The following is a 26,177-nucleotide window of genomic DNA, read 5'->3' on the forward strand; positions in this document are numbered from 1 at the left end:
TGAAACTTAGATATTTTCTACACTCCCCATAGTCCCTCTAACCCTGCTATAGACTTTAGTATGTCTGTCCTGGTAACTATGCCTATTACTCTTTGCATTGAATCCACCACTAATAGTCGTCCTACATTATAAATTACCATTTTTCTTACTGCTTCCAATACATCATCCTCATCGTTTATAGTTATAACATCCTTTTTCATATAGTCTGAAACCTTAGATGAGTAATTACCTTCAAAGAAAGCTTTTATTATATCTGCTGTGGTTATAATTCCCGCCACTTTTTCCCCGTCAGATATTACTGGAGCTCCTCTAATTCCTTCTTTATATAATATCATAGAAGCCTCTTTTAAGCTCATTTCAGGCTTTAAAGTAACTAATTTTTTTCCTATTATATTTTTCACTTTTTCTTTTGGTACACTTATCATTCTTTTAACATCTATTGCTACTTCTTTTCTAGTATCATCAGCATGTATGACTACACCTTCTATAACTAGTCTACTGTACGGTGTTGGACCAAATCTTACAGAATCTCCTGCTCTTAATTTTCTTAAATCTCCACTTACTTTAAGTATTACTTTATTACCCGAAGGATTTGTAATATCTAAAAGCTCTATATTATCTACCTTTATATCTGTTTCAATATTTCCCCTATATAGGCTTAATTTATCAAGAATAGGCGTTACTGTAGGATTTTTAATAAACTCGTAAGCTTTAAGTGTTGGAAGATATCCTCCATTCGGTCCTGGCTTGGATTCTACTAAACCCAACACTTTTAGGCTTAGGATTATATTTCTTACTGTTCCCTCATCTTTGCTTATCATGTCAGCAACTTCTTTACTTTTTATCATTTTTTTCTCTCTATTATATAATTCAGTTAATGCTAACAATATCTCTTTTTGGGTCGATGATAGATTCTGCATACTAAATTATAATTAATTATAATACTTAAAAACTTCTGTCTTTAAACATTTGTTGATACTTCAAGAACTTTTTTAATAATTTTAGTTCTTACATTAAATACTTCCTTAGATATTAACGCTACATAATTAGCTTTTGGTAATGGATAATCAAATCCTATATTTATAGATATAGCTTTCTTCATTGCTATGTAGTTCATTTTATCTCTAATTATTCCTTCGGCTATTTCTTCTGCTAGCTTAAATGCAGTATAAAATCTAGAAAAACTTTTTGCAGTATGTTTTATAGCATCATTTTGGGAAGAATTAAGGATCCTTAGTGAATTTATAAGCTTAGACTCATCTGAAAATGAGAATATTACTTCAGTAAAAGTAACTCGAAGAGCACGTGCTAATAGATCCTTATCTTGCCCAGATAAATCAAAAGCTTTATCTGGGGATACATTAATAGATTCAGCTATTTCTTCATACTTCTCTTCTTGATCGAAGAACTTATCAAAAATATCTCTATAATCATCATACAAACCTAAGCCCTCTTTTCCTACAACATATAAACTTATCAATTCTTTCTCGTAAAGATTAGTAGACTTGAATCCTCTTAACGGTCTTATATTATTTTTCTCATAGTTTTTTTGTAAAATTTCTATTATATCATTTCTATTTAAATCTTTCCACTCATTAAGTATTAATCCCCAAATGTCTGTCAAAACCTTTATTCGGTCCTTGTAGATCTCTTTTACCATATTAAATCCAGAGATTTATATGTGTTTTACCTTAAAAAGGATATCAAATTAATTAATCATCTATGAGTCTTGAAGATAATTTAAAGCCTAGTATAGTTCTAGTTTCACCATCAGATCTAGAAGAAGAAATAAAGAAAATAGAAGAAGAAATAAAATCGCATGAGCAGATTGACGTAGATTTCCAGAAGAAAATTCATGAAGAGATAGATAATATATCAAAATCCCTAAGCTGGCTAAAAATAGCAGAATCACAAGGAGTATGGAAATCAAAGACATGTAAACATGTATCTAATGATACGTGCAATGCATGGAACATTAGTGATCCTGAAAAGCTTGGAATACCAGTGGATGTCATAATATTTAATCAAGACGGATCAAAGAAAGTATCTGTAAATAAATTCCCTGGTCTATGCATAACTTGTCCATTATATGAACCCAAAAGAGCTTAATGATTTTTTGTCTACTTCGGTAATTATCTTTTTTAGTTCTTCTAAATTCTCTTCTGCTATTGTAGGATTATTTGAAAGAATCTCAACTATACTTGAAACCAAATCGTTTACTATAATTTTCAATATTTTCTTCTTTTCATCATCATTCGCTATACTTAAAGCTCTCATTATGGTCTCATCGCTAGGATGAGTTTTACCGCTTGAGAACTTAACAATAGCTGCTGGAGTTATCCCAAGTTCATCGGCAAGTTCTTTTCTACTCCTATGAGACAAAAGTTCGGTTATAATTTCTTCTCTGGCTTCTTTGCTAATGTTATGAATAGCTTTCATAGCCTTTCTTTATAGTTAAAACTTAAAAGATAACCACTCCATTTCATTTGCATGATGTCTATAATATTTAACCAAGGTATTATTGCTAAGGACATAGTAGAAAAGCCTATAGACTCCGATTTTGTATTGATCTCTACTCAAAAGGTATTACTGGGTGTGATAGAAAATTCCATATATTTAGGATTTCTATGGGTAAGACCTTGGAGAGTATTAGGTAGTATAGGCATAGGAAAAATAGACGCAGTAGGTTTAGATGTAGATACTACTTTGCAAGGTAAAACAGTTCTTGTTCTTCCATATTCACAGAAATATGGCGGAATAGGAACTGAAATTGATGGTATCCTCTCTGAAAAAGCTACTGTTCCATCAGATTCCATTATTGTAATATCTCCTAATTATTCTGATAAGATTTTACTTTATCCTTTTGCGTCAATAGCCCTACAAATAAAAGAAATTGCTGAAGGTAAAGATATTCTAATTATAGGTTCTGGATTTACTAGTTTATTAACATACTTAGCCCTAGCAGATTCTTCTAATATAGGAATATATTCTGATACTGAATCAAAAATGCCAGGTATTCAAGAAGTCAAAAAAAGTGATAAAAAATGGGATATAATAGTTATCTCTACAATGAGAAGTTGGGCTAGAGTCGTTGCAGAAAAATTAGTTAAAGATAATGGCAAAATAATAATTCCAAAATTTATGAATTCATGGCCTACTATAGTTCCACATAATACTGCATTTATATATCCTAAAAAGAGGGACGATGTAGCTCAATTTTTAGATAAATATGTTACTGAAAGAATATTTAATGAAAATATAGCATATTCAGACGACATAATAAATTCCATACCTACACCAAAAAATGGAGTAATAGTAGAGATCAAGTCGTTAAAAAATTACATTTCGTCCTTAACTAGTTGACCAAGAGTTTTTATTCCATTATTAATTTGTTCTTCAGTAGGGAAGCTGAAATTTATTCTCATAGTATTTCTTCCAGAATAATCATAGTAAAAGCTGGAGCCAGGAACATAAGCAACTCCTCTATTTAAGGCCGTAGAAAGCATTTTCACAGTATCTATTTTTTGTGGTAACCATGCAAAAACGAACATTCCTCCTACTGGCTTACTCCATGAGGCTTCTTTTGGGAAGTACTGTTCCATAGCATGTAACATGACATCCCTTTTCTTTCTATATAGTTCTCTAATTCTGGGTAAGTTATTTTGTATTACATTTCTTTTTATAGCTTCTGCAGCTATAAATTGAGTAAAACTTGGTGTATGAAGATCTACATTTTGTTTAAATAATTCTACTTCTTGAATAATTTCTTCATCAGCAACTATCCAGCCTAATCTTAATCCTGGAGCCAGGATCTTACTGAAAGTACCAGTATATATAACTCTTCCTTCCTTATCTAACGCTTTAATTGGAGCTGGGCTATCACCATCAAATACTAAAAACCCATAAGCGTCATCTTCTACTATCATAAAATCATATTTAGAGGCAAGTTCCAATAGCCTTTTTCTACCTTCTAATGATAATGTAGTTCCACCAGGGTTCTGTGCAGTAGGTATTATATAAGTAAGCTTTACCTTTTTCCCTTCTGATGCTAATTTCTTTAGCTGATTTTCTAGCGAATCTAAATCTGGACCGTATTCTGTAAGTGGAATTCCATGAAAAGATGGATTTCTAGCTCTTAAGATATTTAAAGCTGCTAAATAGCTAGGAGTCTCTACGAATATATTATCCTTAGGGTCTACCATTATATTAAACAACATAAATAGAGCTTCTTGGCTTCCAACAGTTACGAATATGTTATTTTCTGAAATATTAGATATTCCACGTTGAGAAGATAAGTTTACAAGTTCTTTTCGAAGTTCTGGAATTCCAGAAGTTGCGGAGTATTGTAATGCTCTAGAAGAATAGTTATCTAGAACGTAGTCTGTTATATTTTTTATATCCTCTGCAGGGAAAGTTGTAGGATCTGGTAATCCTCCAGCGAAACTAATAACATTTTTACCTTCTGTTAGTTTTAACAGATCTCTGATCTCTGACGTCTTAAGTAAACTACTTTCTTTAGAAAGAAATTTATCCCATTTAGGCATAACTATTATTATTATGTAAAGTATTTATTACTTTGTGAAGTACATAGCCGAGATTTTAACAATCGGGAACGAGATTTTGAGTGGAAGGACAATAAATACAAACGCTTCTCATATAGCTAGGCGTTTAACGTCAATAGGATTTAACATTCGTAGAATGACGGTAGCAATGGATGAACTTAACGAGATTTCTGCAGTTTTTAGGGAATCGTTATCAAGAAATCCTAACATTATAATATCGTCAGGTGGTTTAGGTCCAACATATGACGATAAAACTTCAGAAGGTTTGGCAATAGCATTAAATTTGCCTTTAGTATATAATGAATTAGCTTTAAAGCAAATACAAGCTAAATATGAGAAATTAAATCTAGAGATAACTGAAGAAAGAAGAAAAATGGCTCTAATGCCTAAAGGTGCAATTCCAGTAGAAAATGAGCAAGGAATTGCTCCAGGTATTTATATTGAATATAATGGAGTCGAGATCTTATCTACTCCAGGAGTACCTAGAGAAATGGAAGCAGTACTCGAACAATTTATTGCTAAATATTTAAAAACAAAACCTAATGTAGTTTATAAGGAAATTTCCATATTTGTAGAGGGAATAATGGAATCTGCTATTGCTCCATATGTAACGCAGTTAGTCAAAAAATATGACTTATACATAAAAACTCATCCTAAAGGATATGAGCTTTCTCATCCATCATTGGAAATACAGATAGCTGGAAGTAGCGAAAATGAAAAAGAAATACTAAATAGGATTGAATTATGTAAGAACGATATTATTCAAGTTATCAATAAATTAAATGGAAAAATCATAGAAAGCCAGCAATAGCTTTGTTCAATTCATCAGGCGCTTCGAAATTTAGGAAGTGGCCAAATCCGGAAATTATATTTTCATCGTAATTTTTTAATTTTCTTAATACTTTTAGATTTTGTATTAGTTTATCATCAGATCCATAGACTATTAAAGTAGGCGAATCTATTTTTTCTATGTCTTTTTCATAGTTATTTGCTAAAAGTAAACCTTCCACCGCATATCGATAACCTATTGGAGAATTATCTCTATATACGTTAAGTAACTCATTCCAGGCAGTTTGATTTTCTACTAAAGCGCTTGAAAATTCTTTATTCATTTTTCTATATAATGCTAAAGCCTCCATCCCGTATGTATCTGCTATTGAAATATATCTTCTATAAGGTTCTGGATCAGGAGATTTATATAATGCTCCTATAAGAATGAGTTTATCTAAGCTGTATTTTAATGCAAAATCTAATGCTATTAATGTGCCAATTGAATGACCTACTATTATTGGATTTTTAATTTCTAAATACTCCAATAAGCTATTCAAATCTCTTACATGGTCTTCAATTCTATATGGACTCAAAGGAACTGATGACCTACCATGACCTCTTAGATCATATACTAGGACATTATATTTTTTGGAGAAATAATAAGACTGTTGAGACCAACTTTTATATGAACCGGCTAAATGATGAATAAAAACTATAGGCTTTCCTTCACCAAACATTTCATAGTAGATTTTTACTTCGTCTAAAATTGCAAAAGGCATTAGATAAGATTATTTAACTTTGATAAATAAATTTCACTTAATACTACAGGGAAAGATAATTCAAATTTGCTCAGTATCTCTGGATTTACCTCTCCTATAATTCCTACTATATTTCCTTTAATGGAAATTGACGCTCCTCTTCCTCTTATAAATATCAAATTATCGTTCTTAAGATAAGAAGGTTCTGTACCAACTATATTAGTTATAATTTGATGAACTAAAGATTGAAGATTTTCGTAGCTTACTTTACTATCCATAATAGCAAAACATCCTCTAGTCTCATTACTATAACCAGTATCAGATTCTGACATGGTAACAACATCGCCTACTTCAAAGATCTTTATAGGAAAACGTGCATGTTGATTTTTAGACAAGAAGTTCAAAGTAGTCCAGATTAACGAATTACGCACAGCATCATATTCTATTGAAATGGGATTAAGAATTTTAACATAATTATCTATTAGATTTGTAGATTTAGTAAGAACTAAACTATATATTTCTTGAAATCCAGCTCCTATAGAAAGATCTCTAAATGCTCTTGAAACCATTGATATTTTTAAATACTTGCCTATTTCAGAGCTTTGAAATTTTTCAACACCTAAGTTCTCATACCCTATAGCCATTGCAACATCTTCTGCTATATCCACGTCCCTCATGATATCTACTCTATAAGGTGGTACAATAACATTAATATTATCGTCTAATGTAGCATTCATTCTCATTTTTAATATGGATTTTACTATAGTGTCCTTGTCTAGTGAAACACCTATTCTATTATTAATATAAGTCGGATTTACAGATATTGTCTTATGCTTCATTATTGGCGATTTAGCGTTAGGAATTGTGCTAGAATAAGGAGCTTCGATTTTTACAAAACCTATTTTAGCACCTTCTTCAGCCAGATTACTTGAAAGTATATCAAGAGTTTGATATACGGCATCAAAACTAGTCCCTGTTACGTCTATAAATAGGTTCTTTGTTTCAGAATCTAATCTAGATTTATTTGAATTTATTATAGGCGGAATGCTAAGAACTTCTCCATTATCTTGTAATATAGCAGGAGTTAATTTATTATATATGGATATGTTTCCATACTCTTTCCCCTGCTCAGTATTTTTTATTATTTCTGAGACGCTCATTTCCACATTAGAGTTAAGTGGTACAAATTTGTAGTCTAACGGTATATATTCATATTTAATAACTTTACTATCTATTTTATCTAAATCATGAATACCTATAGCGACTTTTTTCCTCTTCCGCCCAATAGTATCATGAAGTTTCTCTTGGAATTGAATAAGTTCTTTTATTTCTTCGTCGTCTAATTTAATGTTATAAATAACTGCGCCTAGAGCATAAGGCCTAGTTTCTACATTACTTACTACAAGTTTATAGTCAGTATCAACGGCTGCATATTTAGATTCTCCTAACTCTTTTCCTAATATACCTTTTATAGCTCTTGAGATTCCACCTACGCTAAGCATATCTAGCCTATCAGCATTTATTTCTATAGATATATTATCCTCATCTATTGGCTCTATTTCTGATTTTAAATTAAATAAAACATTTTCAAGCTCATTTTGTGTTAGTTTCAATTCTTGCAATAATTTGGATTTTTTGACAACTATAGTTACCATCAAATATCTACCTTCCTATTCCTTAGGAACTCTATATCCTCAGAGTATAAGTCTCTTATATCCTTTACATTTAAGAAAAGCATAGCTAATCTATCTAATCCTATTCCCCAAGCTCCAGCAGGATCATTTACTCCAGCAGGCTCAGAAACTTCTGGTCTTAAAAGTCCAGCTCCAGCCATTTCGACCCATCCTAATTTTTCTATAAGGCCATAAACCTCTACACTCGGTTCAGTGAAAGGAAAATACGCAGGCTTAAATTTTACCTCTGTAATACCTAGTCCCTTAAATATCTCCTTTAGAACTCCTAAAAGCTTTTTAAAGTTAAAATCCTTCTCTATTATGAGACCATCCAATTGATGAAACTCGATTAGATGAGTAGCGTCTATTGCGTCTGGTCTAAATACTTTACCTATTGTAAATGTTCTAGTTGGAGCTTTAGGTCTTGTAGACAGTACTCGTGCAGTAGTAGCCGTAGTTTGGCTTCTCATTACTAATCTTAATGCATTATTTACGTCCCATGTGTAATTCCACCATTTTTCGTGAACTTCTTTCACGTTATTTAATAGCTCCTTATCACTTATCCTACCCTTTCCGCTTATTATAAAACTATCATGAATTTCTCTTGCAGGATGATCTTGTGGCTGAAATAGCATATCGAAGTTATAGAATTCCATCTCTACATAATCACTGCTGACTTCACTAAATCCTAGACTTATCATAACATCCTTAGCTTTTTCTATAAACTCTCTAAAATAGTGTTTTTTTCCTATAGGCACAAAAGGCGGCAGAGCTGTTACATTATACTCTTTAAATTCGTACTTTTTCCATTCTCCATTTTTAAGCAATTCTGGAGTAAGGAAAATCAGTGAAGATTTTACTTCTGGAGATCTTAAGAACTCTACTATTATTTCTTTATCTTCCTTCTCTCTAATTAAGTTTCTAGATCTTAAAAGCTGTAGCTCAGAATCCGTAATCATTTCTCCTTTCTCTATTTTTTCTAGAATTTTTCTTTCTGGAGATATAAACGAGTTAGTTAATGGTATCATTTCTCCTTTCTCTATTTTTATTATATTTCTCTTTTTCGCCCATGTTATAGCTATTTCAAAATTATCTCCAAGTTTTTGTTTTATTTCTTGTATTTTCAAAGACTTTCCATTGAGAATATTAATTAGATTTTCTTCTGGGAATCCTTCATTTAATCTTTTTTTCCCTTCGTCTGAAATCTCTATATCTTGAATTTTCTTTTCTTCAATAATTTTTATGTAACCTTCTGATGCTAGGTGATAAATAACACTAAAAACAGAACTCTTAGGCAAATTAAGAGAAGCAATTATTTCTGTAGATGACGTATTTACTTTTTCTTTTATGAAATTTAATATTCTAAACTCTATTTCGCTTAACATTTTTTTACAACTCTATACTTTGACCAGCTTGTAAAATAATTGCTTTGAAACCTCTTTCTTTTACTTTTTTTGAAAATTCTTCAGCATTTACTCTTATTAAATCCCACGTGTTATAATGGATAGGAATAGCTGCCTTCTTAGGTCTTAACATTTCTACTGCTATTGAAGCTTGATATGGATCCATAGTAAATCTACCACCTATAGGCAATAGAACATAATCTGGAGAAAATATATCGCCTATTAGTTTCATACCTTCAAAAAGTCCTGTATCTCCTGCATGATAAACTGTTATACCTTCTGATGAAATAACTGTACCAGTAGGATCACTGTGTTCACTTGAATGTATAGCTTGTGTTAAGGCTACTTTTATTCCATCTATATCAATATAACCACCAACGTTAGCTTGTATCATTCTATCCCAAGGTACATTATAACTTTCATTCAGATATTTCTCTAAATCGTATGTAGCTAGAAGTAGAGGTTTATTAGAATTTTTCATTATCTCTACTGTATCTCCTAAATGATCATAATGATCATGTGTTACTATAATTATATCTGAATCATAAGTATAGTCTATTTTTACAGGAGTAGATGGATTATTTTTTATAAAAGGATCTATGATTATTTTTTTCCCATTAATATTAATTTCTGTTGCTGCGTGGCCTAACCATCTTAATAGTGGCATAGTAAGTATTAAAAAGCTAAAAATAAAAATTTCTATTCAGTCTAGATTGTTATGACAGAAGATGAATTAAAACTACTTTTGAAAGCTGGCAAGATAGCTGCTGAAGCTAGAGATACTGGAGCCAAAATGATAAAAGCCGGAGTTAAGGTTCTTGACGTTTGCGAAACTGTAGAAAAAATGATTATAGAAAAAGGTGCTAAACCAGCGTTTCCATGTAATTTATCTATAAATTCAGAAGCTGCGCATTATAGTCCAGTCATTAACGACGAAAAAATAATTCCTGAAGGTGCTGTAGTCAAATTAGACATAGGAGCTCACATAGAAGGTATAATTACAGATACAGCAGTTACTGTAAGCTTAGACGAAAGATATTCCAGGCTATTGGAAGCTTCAAAGGAAGCCCTAAATGCTGCTATACAGAATTTTAAAGCAGGAGCAAGTCTAGGAGAAATAGGGAAAGTTATAGAACGTGTAATAAAAATGAATGGATATAAACCAATAAGAAATTTAGGCGGACATCTAATAAGAAAGTATGAACTTCATGCAGGAATTTTTGTTCCTAATGTTTATGAACGAAACGCAGGAAGAATATTTGATGATAATACGTATGCAATAGAACCTTTTGCAACAGACGGAATGGGAATGGTTACTGAAGGAAAAGCAGAAACTATATTTTCATTAAGATCTGTAGATGTTAGAGGATTAACTGATGTGGAAAAGAAATTTTTAGATTCAATTCAAGAAAGATTCAAAACTTTGCCCTTTTCAGAAAGGTGGCTTTCGGATCTTGGAGATAAATCCTTAGTCGAAGCTACTTTAAGATCTTTAACAAAGAAAAAAGCATTATATTCATATCCAGTGTTAGTAGAGATGAAAAAAGGAACAGTATCTCAATTTGAACATACAGTATATGTAAATAAAGACGAAACAATTGTTATAACGTAGTTAAAGTAATTTGGATAAAAGTTTAATTTAGACTATTTCATAAAGTATACTAAGGAGAAATATGATTGAAACTATATTCAATATAATAGCTTTAGCGCAAGGAACAGGTAGTAGCAATCCTTTTTCTGGTCCTTATTTGCTTTATACGCTACTCTATATAGTATTTATAGGATCGTTTGTCCTAATGTTCTTCCCTGGATTTCAACAAAAATCTCAAGTATGGTTCCTAAGCAGAGATGTAGAGCAGAAATTAACAATGATAGAAAATTACCTAAAAGATTCTAAAAGCGTTAGTGAAAAACTACTTAAAGATAAAGGTTTTCCAGATCCAAAGTCCTTCATAGACAGAGTAATAGATAGGTTTGTAATAGATCCAGTTGGAGTAGAACCTACAGATATAATTAATAGAATGAAATTACTAATTAGATCTAACGAAGATACAGTCAGAGATATGATAACAAGAATACAACCTAATATTGATCCAGTAAGTAGAAGTGAAATAGAAGTATCTACAGAAGTCATGAGTGCATTAAACTTAATCTATAAAGTAATAAGACATTATTTGCTAATGGCAAAGAAACTTAACAGCATAATGATAATGTATCAGTTACAAATGGTAGCTCCTATATATGTAAAAATGGCCGAGGCTTATGATAAGGCACAAAAAGTATTCTTGCAGGGTATACCAGTAGGAGATGGATTAGGTCCACTAGTAGCTTCAAGATTCTTAATGAAAACTGATAACAAATGGACAGCCAGTAAAGATACAGTTGCAGGTGCATTAGAGTTTGAACAGAGAAGATTAGTAGTTGTAAAAGCAGAAGGACCAATGGCAACAGTTGGTACTCCAGGAGAGGCAGTTCAAAATGTTATAGAGAAAGAAGGAGGAAAAGTAACCAGAATAATCACAGTAGACGCAGCATTAAAATTAGAAGGAGAAGACACTGGATCAATAGCAGAAGGAATGGGAGTAGCTATGGGAGATCCTGGCCCAGAAAAAATAGCAATTGAAAGAGTAGCTGTGAAATACAATATACCCATAGATGCAGTAATAGTCAAAATGAACATGGAAGAAGCCATAACAGAGATGAGGAAAGAAGTATATCAAGCTGCTGATAAGGTTGTAGAATACGTAAAGAACCTAATATTGGAAAGAACAAAGCCTGGAGATACAGTAGTACTAGTTGGAGTAGGTAATACAGCAGGGATAGCCCAGTGAATAAAAATGGCAATGGGTTTTGAAAATACTAAAGAGCAATTAAAAGTCAAGACTGAAATACGTTGCATGACTTGTGATTATAAAATTGTTAGAGATTTCCAACAGGGGGATTTTGTTCCCAAAATAGTTGGTCAATGTCCTAAAGATGGGGGGCAATTGTATATAGCAGGGATTTACGCTGAGAATATAGCCCCAGCACAGAAGAAATAATTTTTTATACTTCTAAGCATTATTTAATAATGTCCACCCGGCCATAGTAGGGGGGCAACACCCGGACTCATCTCGAACCCGGAAGTAAAGTCCCCTACGTTGGTAAGGCAGTGGGATCCGCAAGGGCCTGCAGCCTTGCCAAGCTGGGATGGACATTTATATTTTAGATTTATAAAATACTTCAAATGAAGAAGATATTTGACGAAATATACGGGTATATAGAGTTAGATGAACCGGAGGTAGAAATTCTTGATTCTCCGGAATTTCAAAGATTGCGAAGAATTAGACAAACTAGTCTAGCATATATTGTATACCCTGGTGCAACTCATACTAGGTTCAGCCATTCACTAGGAACTTTTTATCTTGCCAATAAATTAGGAACTAGATTAATGTCTGCTAATTATATAAATAGTGATGAATATGAATATCTCAAACTTGCTGCATTGCTTCACGATTTAGGTCAGTTTCCATTTAGTCACTCTTTAGAAGGGTATTATTTACCTAATGGATTTGGAAATAAGGATTTAAGAGAGAGCCTTATTACTGGACATAATATAAAAGAAATACTTAACAGATATGGCTATAATCCTAAAAAAATTCTTGACATATTTAACGGAAATTCGTTATTATCGTCAATAATTGATAGTGAAGTTGACGTTGATAGATTAGATTATCTAATGAGAGATTCTAGACATACTGGAGTTCATTTAGGTAATATAGATCTAGACAGACTTATAGACACAATAACATATAGAGAAGATGGAATATCAATATTGGATAAAGGATTAATAAGCCTAGAGAATTTCTACATTTCAAGGTTACATATGTATCAAGCAGTATACTATCATAAGACTATATTAGGATACGAATTATTTTTAAGAAACATATATTCTCATATTTTAGAGTATTGTAATCCTAATTTTAAGGATATAAATTACATTAAAAAACTCGCTTCTGACGGTTCAATATCCTATTGGGACGATGAATGGGTATTTAGCAGTTTATATGATTGTCTATCTAATTCTGAAGTTCCGTCATACGTTCTAGAGAAAATAAAAGACTTCCTAGACAGAAAAGGTCCAAAAGTAGTTTATGAGGAATTCTCATATAAGAACGAGTCAAGTTACATAGGCGATATAGTAGATCAATTACAAAGAATAGGTATACCTTCAGATTCAATTTATCCATTTGAAGAGAAAATTTCCATAATAGATAAGAATAAAATAAAAATAGTCTCAAAAAATAAGGAAAGAAAACTAAAAGACTACTCTTCTACTCTCTTGCATGATATACCAGAGTTTATGGTAATAAAAAGAGTTTATGTAGACTATGAATATTCCAGAAAAGCGAGGGAAATATTAAGTTGATAAAATTGATATTGGCAGATCTAGACGGTACCCTAACTGAAGACAAAGGAGTTTATAGAATAAGTATAGAAGCTTTAGAAGCCTTAAGGAGAGCAGAGGATATAGGTATAAAAATAGCCTTAGTTAGTGGAAATTCTTATCCTGTGCTGAGAGGTCTTCACAATTACCTAGGAATAACTGGTGGAGTAGTAGCAGAAAATGGTTGTGTAGTTTATTACGGGAAAAAAATTAAACTATGTAAAAATATGGATCTAAATATTCTTAATGAATTTAGAGAAAAATTCAAACTTAAAGATAGTTGGCAAAACGAGTACAGAGAATGTGACTTTGGATTTACTCCAGCTAATTTAACTGAAGAAATGATAAGATGGGCTAAAGATAAAAACGTATATATAAATACGAGTGGTTATGCTATTCATATAGCATTAAACCTAGCAGGAAAGAGTGTGGGCGTAAGAAAATTACTAGAATTGCATGGCCTTAAAAAAGAAGAAGTAGCCGCTATAGGAGATTCACTTACTGATATAGATATGTTTAAGGAAGCAGGTTTAAGGGCAGCAGTAGGTAATGCAGACGAAAAACTAAAAAAAGAAGCAGATGTGATACTAAACCTTAAGAGTGGAAATGGCGTGAAAGAATTCATAAATTACATAATAGATGGTAAGATATGGAACTAGAAGAGTTAATATACAAGCACGCTTTAGCGAATGCCATAAAACATGAAGGAAAAGCAGAAGTAGGTCCTGTAGTAAGTAAAGTTCTAGGAGAACGTCCAGATCTAAAAAAGAACGCTAAGGAAATAGTAGAAAAAGTAAAAGAAATAGTAGAAAAAGTAAATTCCATGACTTTAGAAGATCAGAAAAAAGAGGTCAAAGAAAAATATCCAGAACTTTTAGAAGAAAAAAAGGAAGTAGAGAAAAAGACACTATCTCCTTTACCTAACGTTAAGGGCAAAGTAATAACTAGATTTGCTCCTAATCCAGACGGTCCTTTACATTTAGGTAACGCTAGAGCTGCAATTCTTTCATACGAATATGCAAAAATGTATAACGGGGAATTCATACTTCGTTTCGACGACACCGATCCAAAAGTGAAAAAGCCAATAAAAGACGCATATGAGTGGATTAGACAAGACTTACATTGGTTAGGATTTTCTTGGAATATAGAATTTTTAGCATCAAGTAGAATGGAAAGATATTATGAAATAGCAAAAGAAATGATAGCAAAAGGATATGCGTATGTCGATCTTTGTAGTGATGAAGAATTTAAAAAAATGAGACAATTAAGGAAACCTTGTCCTAACAGAGAAAAATCTCCAGAGGAAAACTTAGAACTATGGGAAAAAATGCTAAATAGAGTATTTAATGAAGGAAAGGCTGTAGTTAGAATAAAAACGGATCTAAATGATCCAGATCCCTCAAAAATAGATTGGGTAATGCTAAGAATCATAGATACAAGCAAAAATCCTCACCCTATTACTGGAGATAAGTATTGGGTATGGCCAACGTATAACTTTGCTACAGCAGTAGATGACCACGATTTTAAAATCACACATATATTAAGAGCAAAAGAGCATATGGCTAATAATGATAAACAAAGATGGATTTTCAATTACTTTAATTGGGATTTCCCTGAAATAATAGAATTTGGTAGATTAAAATTGGAAGGGTTTATGATGAGTAAATCAAAAATAAGGGGCATGCTAGAAAAAGGTACTAATAAGGATGATCCTAGATTACCAACATTAGCAGGATTAAGAAGAAGAGGGATTTTACCCGAAACCATAAGAGAAATAATAATAGAGGTTGGAACTAAAGTCTCTGATGCTGCTATAAGTTTTGATAACATAGCTGCTCTTAATAGGAAAAAATTAGACCCAATTGCGAAGAGATTAATGTATGTTAACGATTATAAAGAATTCGTCATTGATATACCTGAACAGATAACTGCAAAAATACCCTTAAGACCTAATTCGTCCGATTATAGAGAAATCACAGTTAATCCAGGAGATACAATACTTCTAAATAAAATAGACGCAGAAGAAGGTAGTCTGATAAGATTAGTAGAATTATGTAATGTTAAAGTAGAAGGCGAAAAATTGAAATTCTTTAGTTATTCTGTAGACGATACTAAGAAATTTAACGCAAAAATAGTTCAATGGGTAAAGAAGTCAGACGCTGTAAACGTTACAGTAATAAAAGCAGATCCTGATAAAGATCTGATTAAAGAAGAGGGAAAAGGAGAACATGCAGTTACGGAGTTATCAGAAAATGAAATAATACAGTTTGTTCGTTATGGATTTGTAAGAGTAGATTCCAAAAAAGAAGGTAGTGTAACAGTAATATATGCCCATGAATAACTTTTTAATTTCAGCCGATATATCACTTTTTGCGTGACGAAGTAGGAGGAGGATGAACGCATGTCAAAACCATCTTATGTAAAATTTGAAGTTCCACAAGATCTATCAGATAAAGCATTAGACGCTCTTAAAAAAGCTAAAGAAACTGGAAAAATAAAGAAAGGTACTAATGAGACTACAAAAGCAATAGAAAGGGGACAAGCAAAATTAGTTTTAATTGCAGAAGATGTACAACCAGAAGAAATAGTAGCTCATTTACCTTCATTGTGTGAAGAAAAGAAAGTAGCATACATATATGTTCCATCTAAAAAGGGTATAGGAGAAGCATGTGGACTCCAAGTAGGCGCTGCTGCCGCCGCAATAATGGATCCAGGTCAAGCTAAGGACGAATTAGATGAAATATTAAAAAGACTAGGAGAAATAGCAGGTAAAACTCAATAAATATTTTTTAAATATATAATTTTATATAGATAAAATTTTTGAAGTATATGTTAGAGATTGTTATTTAGAGATTTTAGATTAGTAGTGACGATGGTTTTAGTGTAATGTAATTTTCCATTTCGCGTTATATTCTGTAGAAATTCCATTTGCCATTACATTCGCCAATACTTTTGGATAATTTTTCGAAATAATAAAATCGATAATGTTGCTAATGTTTTTCAGAATTACCATTATAACGGAAATGTTTTTCTTTTTACGTTACATATTTATTTTAATGACTGAAGAAGAAAGAAGGAGAATATTTATAAGGCTTTTAGAGGAAAGACCTAGGGCTAGGAAAAATAAAATAAATGATAAAGATTTGAAAAGACTTGCAGAATTAGCTACAGAAAATATCCAGATAATGAAAGAATTAGGATGTTGGAAAGTTGAAGGTGATATAATATTTTACAAGACGAATTGTTTAGGGAATTATTATCAAGAGTAAATGAACTAAAGGGAAGCGAAACTGATAGATTCTTAAAATTCTTAGCTATTTTAAATTGTTTGATAGAAAGAGAAAAAATTGGAAGAATTATAATAGTAGGAGGATTCGCTGCAGAAATATATTCTGGAAGAAGTTATAGAACTGGCGATGTTGATATAATAGTAGAAGGAAATTCTGAAATAGTTAAAGAAATTCTCAAAAAAATTTCAGATAAAGGATTAAGAATTTACATTCCGAAAATTAGAGAGATTTCTGAAAAAGGTATTGATATAGTAGATTCAATATATTTAGGAGAAAGAATTAGAAAGATTGAAGTTGACAATTATCATGTTTATATAGCTTCAGCGGAAGATATAATTATTAATTATTTGCAAGCGTGGAAATTTTGGGAAAGCACAGAAGATAAGATAAAAGCAATATTAGTTTACTGTGCACAAGACGTTGATGAAGAATATTTGAATATTAAAGCGAAACAAAAATCAGTCATGGATTATTTAGAGAAAATAAGAAGCGAATATTGTAGAAAAACAAAATAAAATCCTCTATTTTACCTATATAATTCGCCTAGTACTTTCTTAAATTCATGCTGTTGAATAGTTCTTATTATAGTTGTCGAAATATATTTCATGCTAATATATTAATATTTTTTACTAAAACTATAAACTTTTATATTTTCCGAATATAAATTATAATTGGCCTTCTATGTAATATACTATTAAATAACACTATAGTACTCGTTTTAAACATCTATAGGGTAATAGATATTAAATCAGTTTTATAACAAAAGCTTTGGCAAATATAAATAACTCGCGATTACAAATAAAAAATGTATTAATCTCAGGTTAGTAATTTTATACGCCACGGGATGGATTCGAACCATCGACCGCTCGGTTAACAGCCGAGCGCTCTTCCAGCTGAGCTACCGTGGCAACCTATTATAACAAGCTATAGTTTTTAACGTTTTTGGATACTCTTTGTGAATAATAACGATGATTCAATAGGATTGGCAGCTAAAAGGAAATAGAGAATTTAATCCATAAATAATTCCATTTCATCACAAAGTAATCATTCGATAAAAGTTTATAATAGCACTTTTATTATCAATGTTTTGTATTTTTTATGAGATTTAACTATATAGTGTTTTTAATAATTAGACTCTGCTTTACCGTATATATAAAAATACTATCAGTTACGAGTAATTGTTTTAAAAGTCTTGAAAGTAAATGATGACAACGACCTTTAAGAAAAACATTATTTCGAAATTTTTTATTTTTTTGTTTTATAATATTTTAAAAAGATATTACTTGATATATGAAGATAAAGAGGAGATAGTACTTCTTAAGAAAGGAAAGGACTATAGATATGATATTATTTTAAGACATAGAGGTGACTAAAAATGAAATATTGGTTTAAAATACTCTGTAACAAATCAATTGAATATTTACATATAATAGTTAAGTATCAAGAATTTAGACTTTATACGAATATTGGCAAAATGTTTTAAAATGTAAAAGGAGTGAGATAATTACACGAGAAAGTTTTCAAATTCTGCTATTAGCAACACTATTTTTCTCTCAGTTTCTAATAGCAGGATTAACATTTGCAATGCTTTTAGAATATTTTCCAAAGTCAGTTACTATCGTCGGAACAATACTACTAATAATAATACTTAGTTTAACTACAAAAATTCTTAAAACAAAGATTGCGCAGATCTTTTGATAATATCCTTTATGTAATTCTACTAAGTTATTTAATTTTTATAGATATTACAACATATAGACTTTTAGATATTATGTTCTTATTAAAGTTTCTTTGATTAACTATCTACTATTTATTTTTGCTCTAGCAGTATTGAAGATTTATCCTATAAAAATGAAATCTGTTCATGACTGTCCGTAAAATTATAAAAGATCAGTTTCGTTACAGTATTATCTAATAAATGATTTTGAATATAAAAAGATAAATATTTCCATTTTCAAAATAACAATTATGAGCACCACAACATTACCATCATTAGGTTCATTAGCAGGAGCCTTAGGAAGCATAGCAGGTTTAGAAACATCACTCGACATACAACAATTCAACTGCGTTAAGAACAACCTAGAAAAATATTTTGAATTGTCGGCTAATTCAGCGCAGAAATACGAGATTTACCCTGCAATAGCAGCAAGCGACACAATGGTTAAAGAAGCAGCAAACTCTATAGACAAGGTCTTCAGACAAGGAATACTAGTAAAAACTACTGACACCAACGAATGGTACTACATAGGAGGAGTATCCCCATACTGGTCAGCAGGAAATCTTATAGTATACCAAGGAGGTTCTAAAGCAAAATCACAAGGGAAGATCAACAAGAGATTATGGGATTCAATAATAAACAAGATTGGAGGAATAGTAGCAATACCTTTACAGAAGACAAGAAGCCCAGAAAAATGGTACAACCCAACAATATTCAACAATTGTAAAGGTACATTCGGATTATTCTGGAACTACCTAGCTGAATTTCAAGTAGGATTTCTACCACTACTGAGCCACGCGCCAGATTTATTAATTCTAGCCGAGGCAAAGCGTATATCAAGTTTTGCTTATACTAGTTCTGGTCATTATTATTTGTCAAGGGGTGCTGAGGATTTGATGCGTACAGCTTCTGATACTTATCCTTACATATATGGTGGTTTGGGTCCTAATCCTGTCATAGCTAAGTCTTATCATTTGGAGGTTTATCCTTATTTTACTTTTGATAGTGCTACTCAGGAGGTTCAATCTATATGCAAAAGTATAATGCCTTCTTCGTCTTGTTCTTTGGCTTTGGATTATATTAAGTTTAATGATATTGATGTTGGTGCTCCTGTTCTTAGCAGTATTCCGTGTGATTCTTCTTGTTCTACTTTTGGTTTGGCTGGTCTTGTTTTGAGTATTTCTCCTTTGAGCATTAAGAATTATCAAGCTATTTATCTTAGGGTTGTTCAGCCCCCTTCTAGTTTTACTTCTTCTGGTATTCTTGAGTGGGTGAAGCTTATGGACTTTGTTGATATTTTTAATTTGTTGTTGGAGGGTAGTAGAAAGTATAAGAAGGCTATAAGTAGTTTGTCTTCTGTTTATCCTGAGTTTATTGCTATTGCTGCTGCTCTTACTGTGGCTTGGGTTGAGTTGTCTTATGATGATGGTTTGAAGCAGGCTGAGAAGAAGGCTAGTGAGTTGAAGGGACTGTACGATAAGTTGGTGGAGGAGCTTGCTGGTAAGGCTCCTCCTATCTCTGATAGGTATTTGTATAAGGAGTGGAGGGATTATAAGGATAAGGTGGAGAATTGTGCTAGGGATGCTATTTTGGATCATCCTGAAGCTACCTACGATGAGTTGAAAGATGATACGTTGGATTGTGCTGGAGCTCCAGATTACTAATGTTAATCGATTTTATAGCTAACTTTCGACTACTATGAAAAATTTATGATGAGTACTAAACTATTAGTTTACGAAAAACTTTTTATTATAATAGAATTCTTTTTAATTGTTTGATTCTCATTAGATTTTAATCTTTAGGAGAGTTTAAGGTAAATCTATAAAATACTCCTAAATGAAAGTCCTAAAACTTTATTAGCTCTTTGAATATATTATTATTTTAGATGATCGGTAATGGGCCCATAGCTCAGCCAGGTTAGAGTGCTGGGCTCCAGATGAAATGCATTGGGTCTAAAGACCCGAAAGGGGATGAGATGCATCTGGAATGGAGAGACCCAGTGGTCCGGGGTCCGAATCCCCGTGGGCCCATTAATTGGAAGGATTTTTAATCCTATATATAAAGGCGTAAATTGAATCAACTAATTTTTATTTGTTGCCTTACTCTGTTTTATGAGTAGTATATATACTCTATGTAGAGAGTTCGAGAGTTAAAATAATATGAGATAGATCAAGCTTATCATGCTGAGTTAGTTTTGAAATTAATTCGCCTTTTAACGATGAGTTATATGAATTGCCTTTCAGATTATGTAAATAGTAAAGTTATAGCGAGAATTGATATGATTACATTAATTAATACACATTCTCTAGTCCCGATAATACAAATAATTTCATAGAAACCGGTGAAAATCTATTTGCATACAAAGGCAACTCGATTCCGGTGAATTGACTTTTTCGAGTGCTAAGACCGAAGTTGTTAAAGCCATTAGTGATGATGCAGACTACCATGGCGGTGAATTAACTAACATAGATTCTATTTCTATTGAGCCAGATAATTATGATATTGATAAGCTTGCTAGCACAATATCCAACGATATTCAATCTATTAATAAAGAGTTCGGTGCTACTTTACCCAGTAAGGTAGAGGTTGATGAAGATACTTTAGAAATTTCAGGGAAACAGTAAGTGTATTTGCGTATTATAGTCCCGATGATGATAGTGAAGATTAAGATATATATTATTTTTTTACTATTTTTTATGTAGGTGTTAAGTTGGGGAAAACGTTGGTAAGTATACCTATTTGGAAAATGACGGAGGAACAGAAGGAAGAGTTTAAGCAAACCAAGGAATACCGCAGGGTTGTACCAAAAATTCTTCATTTCATGAATATTTTTGTAGATAAAAGTAGGACATCGAAGAATCTTCGAGAAGCCTTAACTCTGTCCTATGACGGTGATCTGGATTATATGGGTGAGAAGTCAGTAGAGTGGTTAATGCAGGGTGAAAAAATACGAATAATCTTTCGCTCACGTAAATTAGAAAGGGGAAACAGCGTTTTTAAACACCATTCGTGTTATATCGGTATAATAGAAGAGCCTAGGGAGTTGGCGGGTAAAATAACAATGATAGACTGGGCGAGAATTAGGGATGTAAAGATAAGGGATTTTGTTGAAGAGTACAGAATCCAGAAATCACCGTTTAAAGCGGAATACGAATACGTTATAGGTAAAAGTAGTCCTCTCTCTCAAATAATGGTAGAAGTACCTCGATATGCTATGTAAAATGGCTTAGTCCCTTTTTAAACCCTTTCTTCCTTTTTTCTGTCGTCACCTAATTATTTGTTAGTCGGCCCTTCTCACATGCTTCTTGATGTCTTCACCGAGAGAGGAATATACCATAAAGTGAAAGGAAGGTGGAGGAGGATTGCTTTTGCTCATTTTTCTTATAATAACCCTCTGGCCAATGGTTTAGCAATCCTTTTAGGAATATTAATGTTGTTTGCAGCAATGGAAACGCATAGTTATCATTACTATTACCATTACTACAACTATTATTCCTAATGAGATAATATACGAAAAGGAAAAGATTTTTAAATATATTTTCTATATCTTTTATTGTGGTTTGTGAGAAGTGGGAATTGAGGTTTTCAACGAGGAAAGCTAGGGATTATAGAGAATTTATGGAATATACCGCAGATAATTTTAGTGATAAGTTAGTAATGCTAATTCTTGAAAAATTGGAGCTATTAAGGAGAGATCCATTGAGCTATGCCAGGGAAAAATTAGGTAAGGATAAATACGGCAATCCGATGTTTTCAATAGAAGTTACAGGAAATATAAGGATACTTTATAGCGTTGATTCAAAAAATTGTATAGTTTTCATTTGGGAGGTTGGGTCTCATAAGAAGGTTTATGGACACGACCCTTAGCTTTTTCTCTAGCTATTTTTAACAAATCTTCTTTAAACTTCTCAAAGTCCTCATCAGTTTCGATGACTAGAAATCTTTCTCCGTCTTTGTCTTCGACAATTCTCATATGTATAAACTTCTCACAGAGGTTATTAAAGGTGTAGTCTAGAATAAACTCCCCAGTTTACTGAAGAAAAATTCAAAGTAGTTAATCCTGCCGGGATCCAAAATTTTTTGCTAGAAAGGGCTTGGTAATGCGATAATGAGAAAAGGTTTAACATTTCTTTAGTTCTTGTGGAAAGAGAAGCTAAAACTGATTTCTAAGCCTTGTAATGGGTATTAATTTTTATTTAAACATGACGAGTTTCACTATATTTTTCTTAATTTAGTTCGTATTTTTTCCTAATTGAGATATATATCAAAGTTTATATCTTTCATACGAGATAATTTGTTTAAAAACTATTGATAGTATAGGTTTAATCTTAATGTAACACTAGTATTTCCATGAAGTACTTAGACTAGGATTTACGTGTAAACCCTATTAAATAAAAGCTATAAACTTTCTGAAAGTATTAACGTATTTAGATTATTAGTTTACATAAATTCTCTTTATTTAAACATTTTTATTTTCTTATGTAATAAAATATATTATAAAATGTATAATTATTCTAATTTTTTATTACTAAAATACTAATACCGTTTTTCATTAAGGCGTAAAAATTTGGATAACATAGAATAATTTGTGACTAAGTCAGTAATTAAACAAGGTAACTCAATAATTATAGAGCTTTATAAAGGTGGTATAGAGGCAATTAAGGTTAATGGTGAAATAAAAGTAGGAGAATTTGATGGTGTAGATTTTGTTGAAAAGTCAGTATCTGAGGAGAAATTAAATAAGGCAAGGGATTACGCTAAAAAAATTCTTAATGCTATATCATCATGCCCTTGCATAATTTCTATAGTTTTTTCAGATATGATATATACTAAATTTGTGTATAATGGTCAGGAAGTAGTAGCGTTTATTTCCAATTGTGTTACTTATAATAAGCAAATTTCTATAGATAAAGATACAGAAAATAGGCTTCTGGAATGTAGCAAGAAATTTATGAATTCTCTGGATTTAAAGCAAAAAGAAATATAACTTAAGAAATTGCTTTCTAGGTGTGAAGTGGGACGAAAGGAGATTAAAAATTCTTGATGAACTTAGGGAGAAGGGAATAAATCCGTATCCTCAGAAATATAACATAACTCATAGTATTATTCAGATAAAAGAACTAGTAAAGAACAACAATGATAAGCCTCATGAGCCATTTATTTTTGATATATCTACTGTTGGTAGAATAGCCAATATAAGGAGGCATGGTAAGGCATCATTTGTAGATATATTTGACGAAGGTGAAAAATTACAATTATATTTAAGAATTAACGAGTTAGGTGATAAATATGAGGAATTCTTTAATTATTTTGGTCGTGGCGATATAATTGGTGTTAAAGGGGATTTGTTCTACACTGGCAAGGGTGAGCTCACTCTATTAGTAAAGGATTACACTATGTTATCTAAGGCGTTAATAGAACCGCCAGACTGGTCTAAATTAAGTCCAGAGTTTAGATATGCTCATAGGTATGTTGATTTTCTCTATAATGATAACGCTAGAAGAGCTATGGAGATTAGGTTCAGAACTATAGCAGAAATAAGAAAATTTTTGGCTTCAAAAGGGTTTATGGAAGTAGAGACGCCTATACTACAGCCTGTATACGGTGGAGCTTTAGCTAAACCGTTTAAGACTAAAATAAATTATCTTGATGAAGATTGGTATCTTAGAATATCTTTAGAATTATATTTAAAAAGATTCATAGTAGGTGGTTTTGATAAAGTTTTTGAAATAGGTAAAGTCTTTAGAAACGAAGATATAGATGTAACTCATAACCCAGAATTTACTTTAATGGAGCTATATTGGGCTTATGCAGATTATAATGATATTATGAAGCTTACTCAAGATATCATAGTAGACGTAGCAAAAAACATACTTGGAGAAACTAAAGTAAAATACAAGGTAGGAGATAAAGAGTATGAGATAGATTTATCTCAGTTTAAGGAAATTACTATGTTTGATTCCTTGTCTGAAGTTTTAGGTAAAAACGTTGAAACTATGAGCGATGAAGAACTTAAAGGATTAATGCAAAAATATCAACTTATTCCTAGAGGTAATTCCTATATAAGGGGACTAATGATAGAGAAGTTATTTGACAAGTTAGTATCTCCTAATTTAATACAGCCAACTTTCGTTACAGATTATCCTATAGAAACTACTCCCCTCTGTAAGCCTCATAGATCTAAGAAAGGTCTAGTTGAAAGGTTTGAATTATTTATAGCAGGGATAGAATTTGCTAACGCATATACTGAACTTAATGATCCTGTTCTTCAGGATAAGTTGTTTAGAGAAGAGCAAGAATTAATGAAAAAAGGAGATCAAGAAGCTCATCCATATGATAAGGACTTTATAAGAGCTTTATCTTATGGCATGCCCCCTACTGGAGGATTAGGAATAGGTATTGATAGATTAATAATGTTGCTTACTAATAATCAGAGTATAAAAGAAGTGATTCCGTTTCCAATAATTAGCTATAAGCTTATCGAGGAAGACTAATTGATAGCATTATAGCAAATATGAAAGATAATAATAAGAAGGCTTGTATATAATACGATATTTTTTCTCCATATTTTAAGCTAATCTTCTTTATTATTTCTGTGAATATTTTTCCTCCATCAGTTATGAATAATGGGGCACCATTAAATAGGGCTAGGCTGAAATTCACTATAAACATCCAAACTGCAAATTCTAGGAAAGGAAATATTGACGCTGGGATCGCATATGTTACATAAACTCCTAAGAAATGGTTTTTTGCTATTGCGGTATAATATGATATAGTGCCATTTGGATTCTTAACTTGAATTAGGTAATGGGTTGTACTATAAAGGCTTTGATTTAATTCTGAGAAAGTTCTAATAGGCTGTCCATTAATTTTTTCTATTATTTGACCTGCGTGCATTGATATATTATAAGCTTCACTGTGAGGAATTGTACCTACTATTTGGATTCCTTGGGAAAATAGTGTTGGTCCAAAACTGGCTATTGGGAAGAATATTCCAGCTAGAATTAGATTTACTGCTATTCCTGCAGCTACTATCTTAAGTTTTGATTTAAAGGAAGCTGTTTGGAATTCACTTTCGTCAGGCTCAACAAATGCTCCAGGAAATATTCCTATTAATATAAATCCGCCGCCCTTTACATTAATTTTGTTTGAGGTAGAAGAAACAGCGTGTGAAAGCTCATGTAAAACTACTGATATTCCTATAGCTAAAAGTAAATATGGCACTTCATTTAAACCTATAGTTATTCCAGGTATTATTGGTTCTAATCTAATTGCTGTAGTTGCAGGATGGAATACAAGACCTGAAATTGTATAATAGATTAATACAATTCCTCCAATCATTGAGATTAATCCTAGAGCTATAGCGACTTTTTCAAAAAATCTATATTCCTTAGACGTAGCTAATTTAGGGAACCATTCACTCCTGGTACTTTTTTTCCACATCAAAACAAAAGGATATACTTTGAAACCTCTTGTTTCGAGTTTCTTCTTTAATGCGAAGATTACTAACCAGAATACTAGAAATCCTATTCCAAAAAGCTCTAGTGAAGATATCATACTAAGCATTTAAGTGAGTA

At 31.8% G+C, this 26,177-nt stretch carries 27 protein-coding genes, 2 tRNA genes, 1 rRNA gene and 1 pseudogene; 21 read left to right on the forward strand and 10 right to left on the reverse strand.

The window, feature by feature from the left end; all coding sequences use genetic code 11:
- Positions 1–17: 17 nt before the first annotated feature.
- Both DFR85_RS24520 and DFR85_RS24525 read right to left on the reverse strand, forming a co-directional pair.
- Positions 18–920 (reverse strand): CBS domain-containing protein, encoded by a 903-nt coding sequence (locus tag DFR85_RS24520; protein ID WP_110270537.1) that lies wholly within the window; start codon positions 918–920, stop codon positions 18–20.
- A 41-nt stretch (positions 921–961) separates the two neighbouring features.
- Positions 962–1,660, reverse strand: a complete 699-nt coding sequence (locus tag DFR85_RS24525; protein ID WP_110270538.1) for a DUF2192 domain-containing protein — start codon at positions 1,658–1,660, stop codon at positions 962–964.
- Positions 1,661–1,722: 62 nt separating this feature from the next.
- On the opposite strand from DFR85_RS24525, the gene DFR85_RS24530 reads away from it, so the two are divergent.
- Entirely contained in the window at positions 1,723–2,109 is a 387-nt protein-coding gene (locus DFR85_RS24530) for a hypothetical protein (RefSeq protein WP_110270539.1), read from the forward strand.
- On the opposite strand, the gene DFR85_RS24535 is transcribed toward DFR85_RS24530, so the two are convergent.
- Positions 2,086–2,439, reverse strand: coding sequence for a helix-turn-helix domain-containing protein (locus DFR85_RS24535; protein ID WP_110270540.1), 354 nt, complete (start codon positions 2,437–2,439; stop codon positions 2,086–2,088). The genes DFR85_RS24530 and DFR85_RS24535 overlap by 24 nt on opposite strands.
- Positions 2,440–2,490: 51 nt before the next feature.
- Here DFR85_RS24535 and DFR85_RS24540 point away from each other — a divergent pair, with 51 nt between their 5' ends.
- Positions 2,491–3,363, forward strand: a complete 873-nt coding sequence (locus DFR85_RS24540) for an MDR/zinc-dependent alcohol dehydrogenase-like family protein (protein WP_110270541.1) — start codon at positions 2,491–2,493, stop codon at positions 3,361–3,363.
- Here DFR85_RS24540 and DFR85_RS24545 read toward each other — a convergent pair.
- The gene (locus DFR85_RS24545) at positions 3,339–4,544 is read right to left on the reverse strand and encodes an aminotransferase-like domain-containing protein (RefSeq protein ID WP_110270542.1); all 1,206 of its coding nucleotides are present in this window, start codon (positions 4,542–4,544) and stop codon (positions 3,339–3,341) included. The genes DFR85_RS24540 and DFR85_RS24545 overlap by 25 nt on opposite strands.
- Positions 4,545–4,578: 34 nt before the next feature.
- Between DFR85_RS24545 and DFR85_RS24550 the strand changes: the two genes are divergently transcribed.
- Entirely contained in the window at positions 4,579–5,373 is a 795-nt protein-coding gene (locus DFR85_RS24550) for a nicotinamide mononucleotide deamidase-related protein (protein WP_110270543.1), read from the forward strand.
- Here the strand turns inward: DFR85_RS24550 and DFR85_RS24555 are convergent.
- Genes DFR85_RS24555 through DFR85_RS24570 form a run of 4 tightly spaced genes read right to left on the reverse strand, consistent with a single transcriptional unit; the run spans position 5,354 to position 9,834 of the window.
- The gene (locus DFR85_RS24555; RefSeq protein ID WP_110270544.1) at positions 5,354–6,112 is read right to left on the reverse strand and encodes an alpha/beta fold hydrolase; all 759 of its coding nucleotides are present in this window, start codon (positions 6,110–6,112) and stop codon (positions 5,354–5,356) included. The genes DFR85_RS24550 and DFR85_RS24555 overlap by 20 nt on opposite strands.
- Positions 6,112–7,746, reverse strand: coding sequence for a phenylalanine--tRNA ligase subunit beta (pheT, locus tag DFR85_RS24560; protein WP_110270545.1), 1,635 nt, complete (start codon positions 7,744–7,746; stop codon positions 6,112–6,114). Before pheT ends, DFR85_RS24555 begins: the two co-directional genes overlap by 1 nt.
- Entirely contained in the window at positions 7,746–9,149 is a 1,404-nt protein-coding gene (gene pheS / locus DFR85_RS24565; protein ID WP_110270546.1) for a phenylalanine--tRNA ligase subunit alpha, read from the reverse strand. The genes pheT and pheS overlap by 1 nt, the downstream gene beginning before the upstream one ends.
- 4 nt (positions 9,150–9,153) lie before the next feature.
- The gene (locus DFR85_RS24570; RefSeq protein ID WP_110270547.1) at positions 9,154–9,834 is read right to left on the reverse strand and encodes a metal-dependent hydrolase; all 681 of its coding nucleotides are present in this window, start codon (positions 9,832–9,834) and stop codon (positions 9,154–9,156) included.
- A gap of 51 nt (positions 9,835–9,885) precedes the next feature.
- Here DFR85_RS24570 and map point away from each other — a divergent pair, with 51 nt between their 5' ends.
- From map to DFR85_RS24620, 10 genes are all read left to right on the forward strand, one after another.
- Positions 9,886–10,779: a type II methionyl aminopeptidase gene (gene map / locus DFR85_RS24575; protein ID WP_110270548.1), complete on the forward strand. Its 894-nt coding sequence runs from the start codon at positions 9,886–9,888 to the stop codon at positions 10,777–10,779.
- A gap of 61 nt (positions 10,780–10,840) precedes the next feature.
- Positions 10,841–11,998 (forward strand): DUF1512 domain-containing protein, encoded by a 1,158-nt coding sequence (locus DFR85_RS24580; RefSeq protein ID WP_110270549.1) that lies wholly within the window; start codon positions 10,841–10,843, stop codon positions 11,996–11,998.
- Positions 11,999–12,004: 6 nt separating this feature from the next.
- Positions 12,005–12,208 carry a hypothetical protein gene (locus DFR85_RS24585; protein WP_110270550.1) on the forward strand — a complete coding sequence of 68 codons (204 nt, stop codon included), beginning with the start codon at positions 12,005–12,007 and terminating at the stop codon, positions 12,206–12,208.
- Between the two features lie 33 nt (positions 12,209–12,241).
- A 5S ribosomal RNA gene (rrf, locus tag DFR85_RS24590) occupies positions 12,242–12,360 on the forward strand.
- Between the two features lie 33 nt (positions 12,361–12,393).
- Positions 12,394–13,575 carry an HD domain-containing protein gene (locus tag DFR85_RS24595; RefSeq protein ID WP_110270551.1) on the forward strand — a complete coding sequence of 394 codons (1,182 nt, stop codon included), beginning with the start codon at positions 12,394–12,396 and terminating at the stop codon, positions 13,573–13,575.
- Positions 13,572–14,252, forward strand: coding sequence for a phosphoglycolate phosphatase (locus tag DFR85_RS24600; protein ID WP_110270552.1), 681 nt, complete (start codon positions 13,572–13,574; stop codon positions 14,250–14,252). Before DFR85_RS24595 ends, DFR85_RS24600 begins: the two co-directional genes overlap by 4 nt.
- Positions 14,243–15,934 carry a glutamate--tRNA ligase gene (locus tag DFR85_RS24605; protein ID WP_110270553.1) on the forward strand — a complete coding sequence of 564 codons (1,692 nt, stop codon included), beginning with the start codon at positions 14,243–14,245 and terminating at the stop codon, positions 15,932–15,934. Before DFR85_RS24600 ends, DFR85_RS24605 begins: the two co-directional genes overlap by 10 nt.
- A 60-nt stretch (positions 15,935–15,994) precedes the next feature.
- On the forward strand, positions 15,995–16,375 hold the full coding sequence (gene rpl7ae, locus DFR85_RS24610; protein WP_110270554.1) for a 50S ribosomal protein L7Ae: 381 nt from the start codon (positions 15,995–15,997) through the stop codon (positions 16,373–16,375).
- A gap of 274 nt (positions 16,376–16,649) precedes the next feature.
- A complete protein-coding gene (locus DFR85_RS24615) occupies positions 16,650–16,862 on the forward strand; it encodes a hypothetical protein (protein WP_110270555.1) in 213 nt (70 codons plus the stop codon).
- Positions 16,835–17,398, forward strand: coding sequence for a DUF6036 family nucleotidyltransferase (locus tag DFR85_RS24620; protein ID WP_110270556.1), 564 nt, complete (start codon positions 16,835–16,837; stop codon positions 17,396–17,398). Before DFR85_RS24615 ends, DFR85_RS24620 begins: the two co-directional genes overlap by 28 nt.
- Positions 17,399–17,718: 320 nt before the next feature.
- Here DFR85_RS24620 and DFR85_RS24625 read toward each other — a convergent pair.
- A tRNA-Asn gene (locus tag DFR85_RS24625) sits at positions 17,719–17,791 on the reverse strand.
- A 1,060-nt stretch (positions 17,792–18,851) separates the two neighbouring features.
- On the opposite strand from DFR85_RS24625, the gene DFR85_RS24630 reads away from it, so the two are divergent.
- From DFR85_RS24630 to lysS, 8 genes and pseudogenes are all read left to right on the forward strand, one after another.
- Positions 18,852–20,264, forward strand: a complete 1,413-nt coding sequence (locus DFR85_RS24630) for a hypothetical protein (RefSeq protein WP_110270557.1) — start codon at positions 18,852–18,854, stop codon at positions 20,262–20,264.
- Between the two features lie 233 nt (positions 20,265–20,497).
- Positions 20,498–20,630: transfer RNA gene (locus DFR85_RS24635), tRNA-Trp, on the forward strand.
- A gap of 354 nt (positions 20,631–20,984) precedes the next feature.
- The gene (locus DFR85_RS24640; protein ID WP_110270558.1) at positions 20,985–21,224 is read left to right on the forward strand and encodes a hypothetical protein; all 240 of its coding nucleotides are present in this window, start codon (positions 20,985–20,987) and stop codon (positions 21,222–21,224) included.
- Between the two features lie 98 nt (positions 21,225–21,322).
- Positions 21,323–21,820 (forward strand): hypothetical protein, encoded by a 498-nt coding sequence (locus DFR85_RS24645; protein WP_162582739.1) that lies wholly within the window; start codon positions 21,323–21,325, stop codon positions 21,818–21,820.
- 57 nt (positions 21,821–21,877) lie between these two features.
- Positions 21,878–22,099, forward strand: a pseudogene (locus DFR85_RS32260) (hypothetical protein); the annotation flags it as partial.
- A 35-nt stretch (positions 22,100–22,134) separates the two neighbouring features.
- Positions 22,135–22,467, forward strand: a complete 333-nt coding sequence (locus DFR85_RS24650) for a type II toxin-antitoxin system RelE family toxin (protein WP_210433958.1) — start codon at positions 22,135–22,137, stop codon at positions 22,465–22,467.
- A 721-nt stretch (positions 22,468–23,188) separates the two neighbouring features.
- Positions 23,189–23,587, forward strand: a complete 399-nt coding sequence (locus DFR85_RS24655; RefSeq protein WP_110270561.1) for a hypothetical protein — start codon at positions 23,189–23,191, stop codon at positions 23,585–23,587.
- A 22-nt stretch (positions 23,588–23,609) separates the two neighbouring features.
- Complete coding sequence (gene lysS, locus DFR85_RS24660) at positions 23,610–25,094, forward strand: lysine--tRNA ligase (RefSeq protein ID WP_110270562.1); 1,485 nt, start codon at positions 23,610–23,612, stop codon at positions 25,092–25,094.
- Here the strand turns inward: lysS and DFR85_RS24665 are convergent.
- Positions 25,078–26,157 carry a site-2 protease family protein gene (locus tag DFR85_RS24665; protein ID WP_210433909.1) on the reverse strand — a complete coding sequence of 360 codons (1,080 nt, stop codon included), beginning with the start codon at positions 26,155–26,157 and terminating at the stop codon, positions 25,078–25,080. The two genes, lysS and DFR85_RS24665, sit on opposite strands and share 17 nt — an antisense overlap.
- Between the last annotated feature and the right edge of the window lie 20 nt (positions 26,158–26,177).

Origin of the sequence: Acidianus brierleyi (assembly GCF_003201835.2) — an archaeon.
GTDB classification, from domain to species: Archaea; Thermoproteota; Thermoprotei_A; order Sulfolobales; family Sulfolobaceae; genus Aramenus; species Aramenus brierleyi.

Bases quoted from the DNA above. Each gene is read 5' to 3' on its own strand.
- DFR85_RS24520 (WP_110270537.1), bottom strand. From the start codon at position 920: ATGCAGAATCTATCATCGACCCAAAAAGAGATATTGTTAGCATTAACT.
- DFR85_RS24545 (WP_110270542.1), bottom strand. From the start codon at position 4,544: ATGCCTAAATGGGATAAATTTCTTTCTAAAGAAAGTAGTTTACTTAAG.
- map (WP_110270548.1), top strand. From the start codon at position 9,886: ATGACAGAAGATGAATTAAAACTACTTTTGAAAGCTGGCAAGATAGCT.
- DFR85_RS24535 (WP_110270540.1), bottom strand. From the start codon at position 2,439: ATGAAAGCTATTCATAACATTAGCAAAGAAGCCAGAGAAGAAATTATA.
- DFR85_RS24540 (WP_110270541.1), top strand. From the start codon at position 2,491: ATGATGTCTATAATATTTAACCAAGGTATTATTGCTAAGGACATAGTA.
- DFR85_RS24570 (WP_110270547.1), bottom strand. From the start codon at position 9,834: ATGCCACTATTAAGATGGTTAGGCCACGCAGCAACAGAAATTAATATT.
- DFR85_RS24525 (WP_110270538.1), bottom strand. From the start codon at position 1,660: ATGGTAAAAGAGATCTACAAGGACCGAATAAAGGTTTTGACAGACATT.
- DFR85_RS24615 (WP_110270555.1), top strand. From the start codon at position 16,650: ATGACTGAAGAAGAAAGAAGGAGAATATTTATAAGGCTTTTAGAGGAA.
- DFR85_RS24585 (WP_110270550.1), top strand. From the start codon at position 12,005: ATGGCAATGGGTTTTGAAAATACTAAAGAGCAATTAAAAGTCAAGACT.
- pheS (WP_110270546.1), bottom strand. From the start codon at position 9,149: ATGTTAAGCGAAATAGAGTTTAGAATATTAAATTTCATAAAAGAAAAA.
- DFR85_RS24605 (WP_110270553.1), top strand. From the start codon at position 14,243: ATGGAACTAGAAGAGTTAATATACAAGCACGCTTTAGCGAATGCCATA.
- DFR85_RS24580 (WP_110270549.1), top strand. From the start codon at position 10,841: ATGATTGAAACTATATTCAATATAATAGCTTTAGCGCAAGGAACAGGT.
- DFR85_RS24630 (WP_110270557.1), top strand. From the start codon at position 18,852: ATGAGCACCACAACATTACCATCATTAGGTTCATTAGCAGGAGCCTTA.
- DFR85_RS24665 (WP_210433909.1), bottom strand. From the start codon at position 26,157: ATGATATCTTCACTAGAGCTTTTTGGAATAGGATTTCTAGTATTCTGG.
- pheT (WP_110270545.1), bottom strand. From the start codon at position 7,746: ATGGTAACTATAGTTGTCAAAAAATCCAAATTATTGCAAGAATTGAAA.
- DFR85_RS24555 (WP_110270544.1), bottom strand. From the start codon at position 6,112: ATGCCTTTTGCAATTTTAGACGAAGTAAAAATCTACTATGAAATGTTT.
- DFR85_RS24595 (WP_110270551.1), top strand. From the start codon at position 12,394: ATGAAGAAGATATTTGACGAAATATACGGGTATATAGAGTTAGATGAA.
- DFR85_RS24530 (WP_110270539.1), top strand. From the start codon at position 1,723: ATGAGTCTTGAAGATAATTTAAAGCCTAGTATAGTTCTAGTTTCACCA.
- rpl7ae (WP_110270554.1), top strand. From the start codon at position 15,995: ATGTCAAAACCATCTTATGTAAAATTTGAAGTTCCACAAGATCTATCA.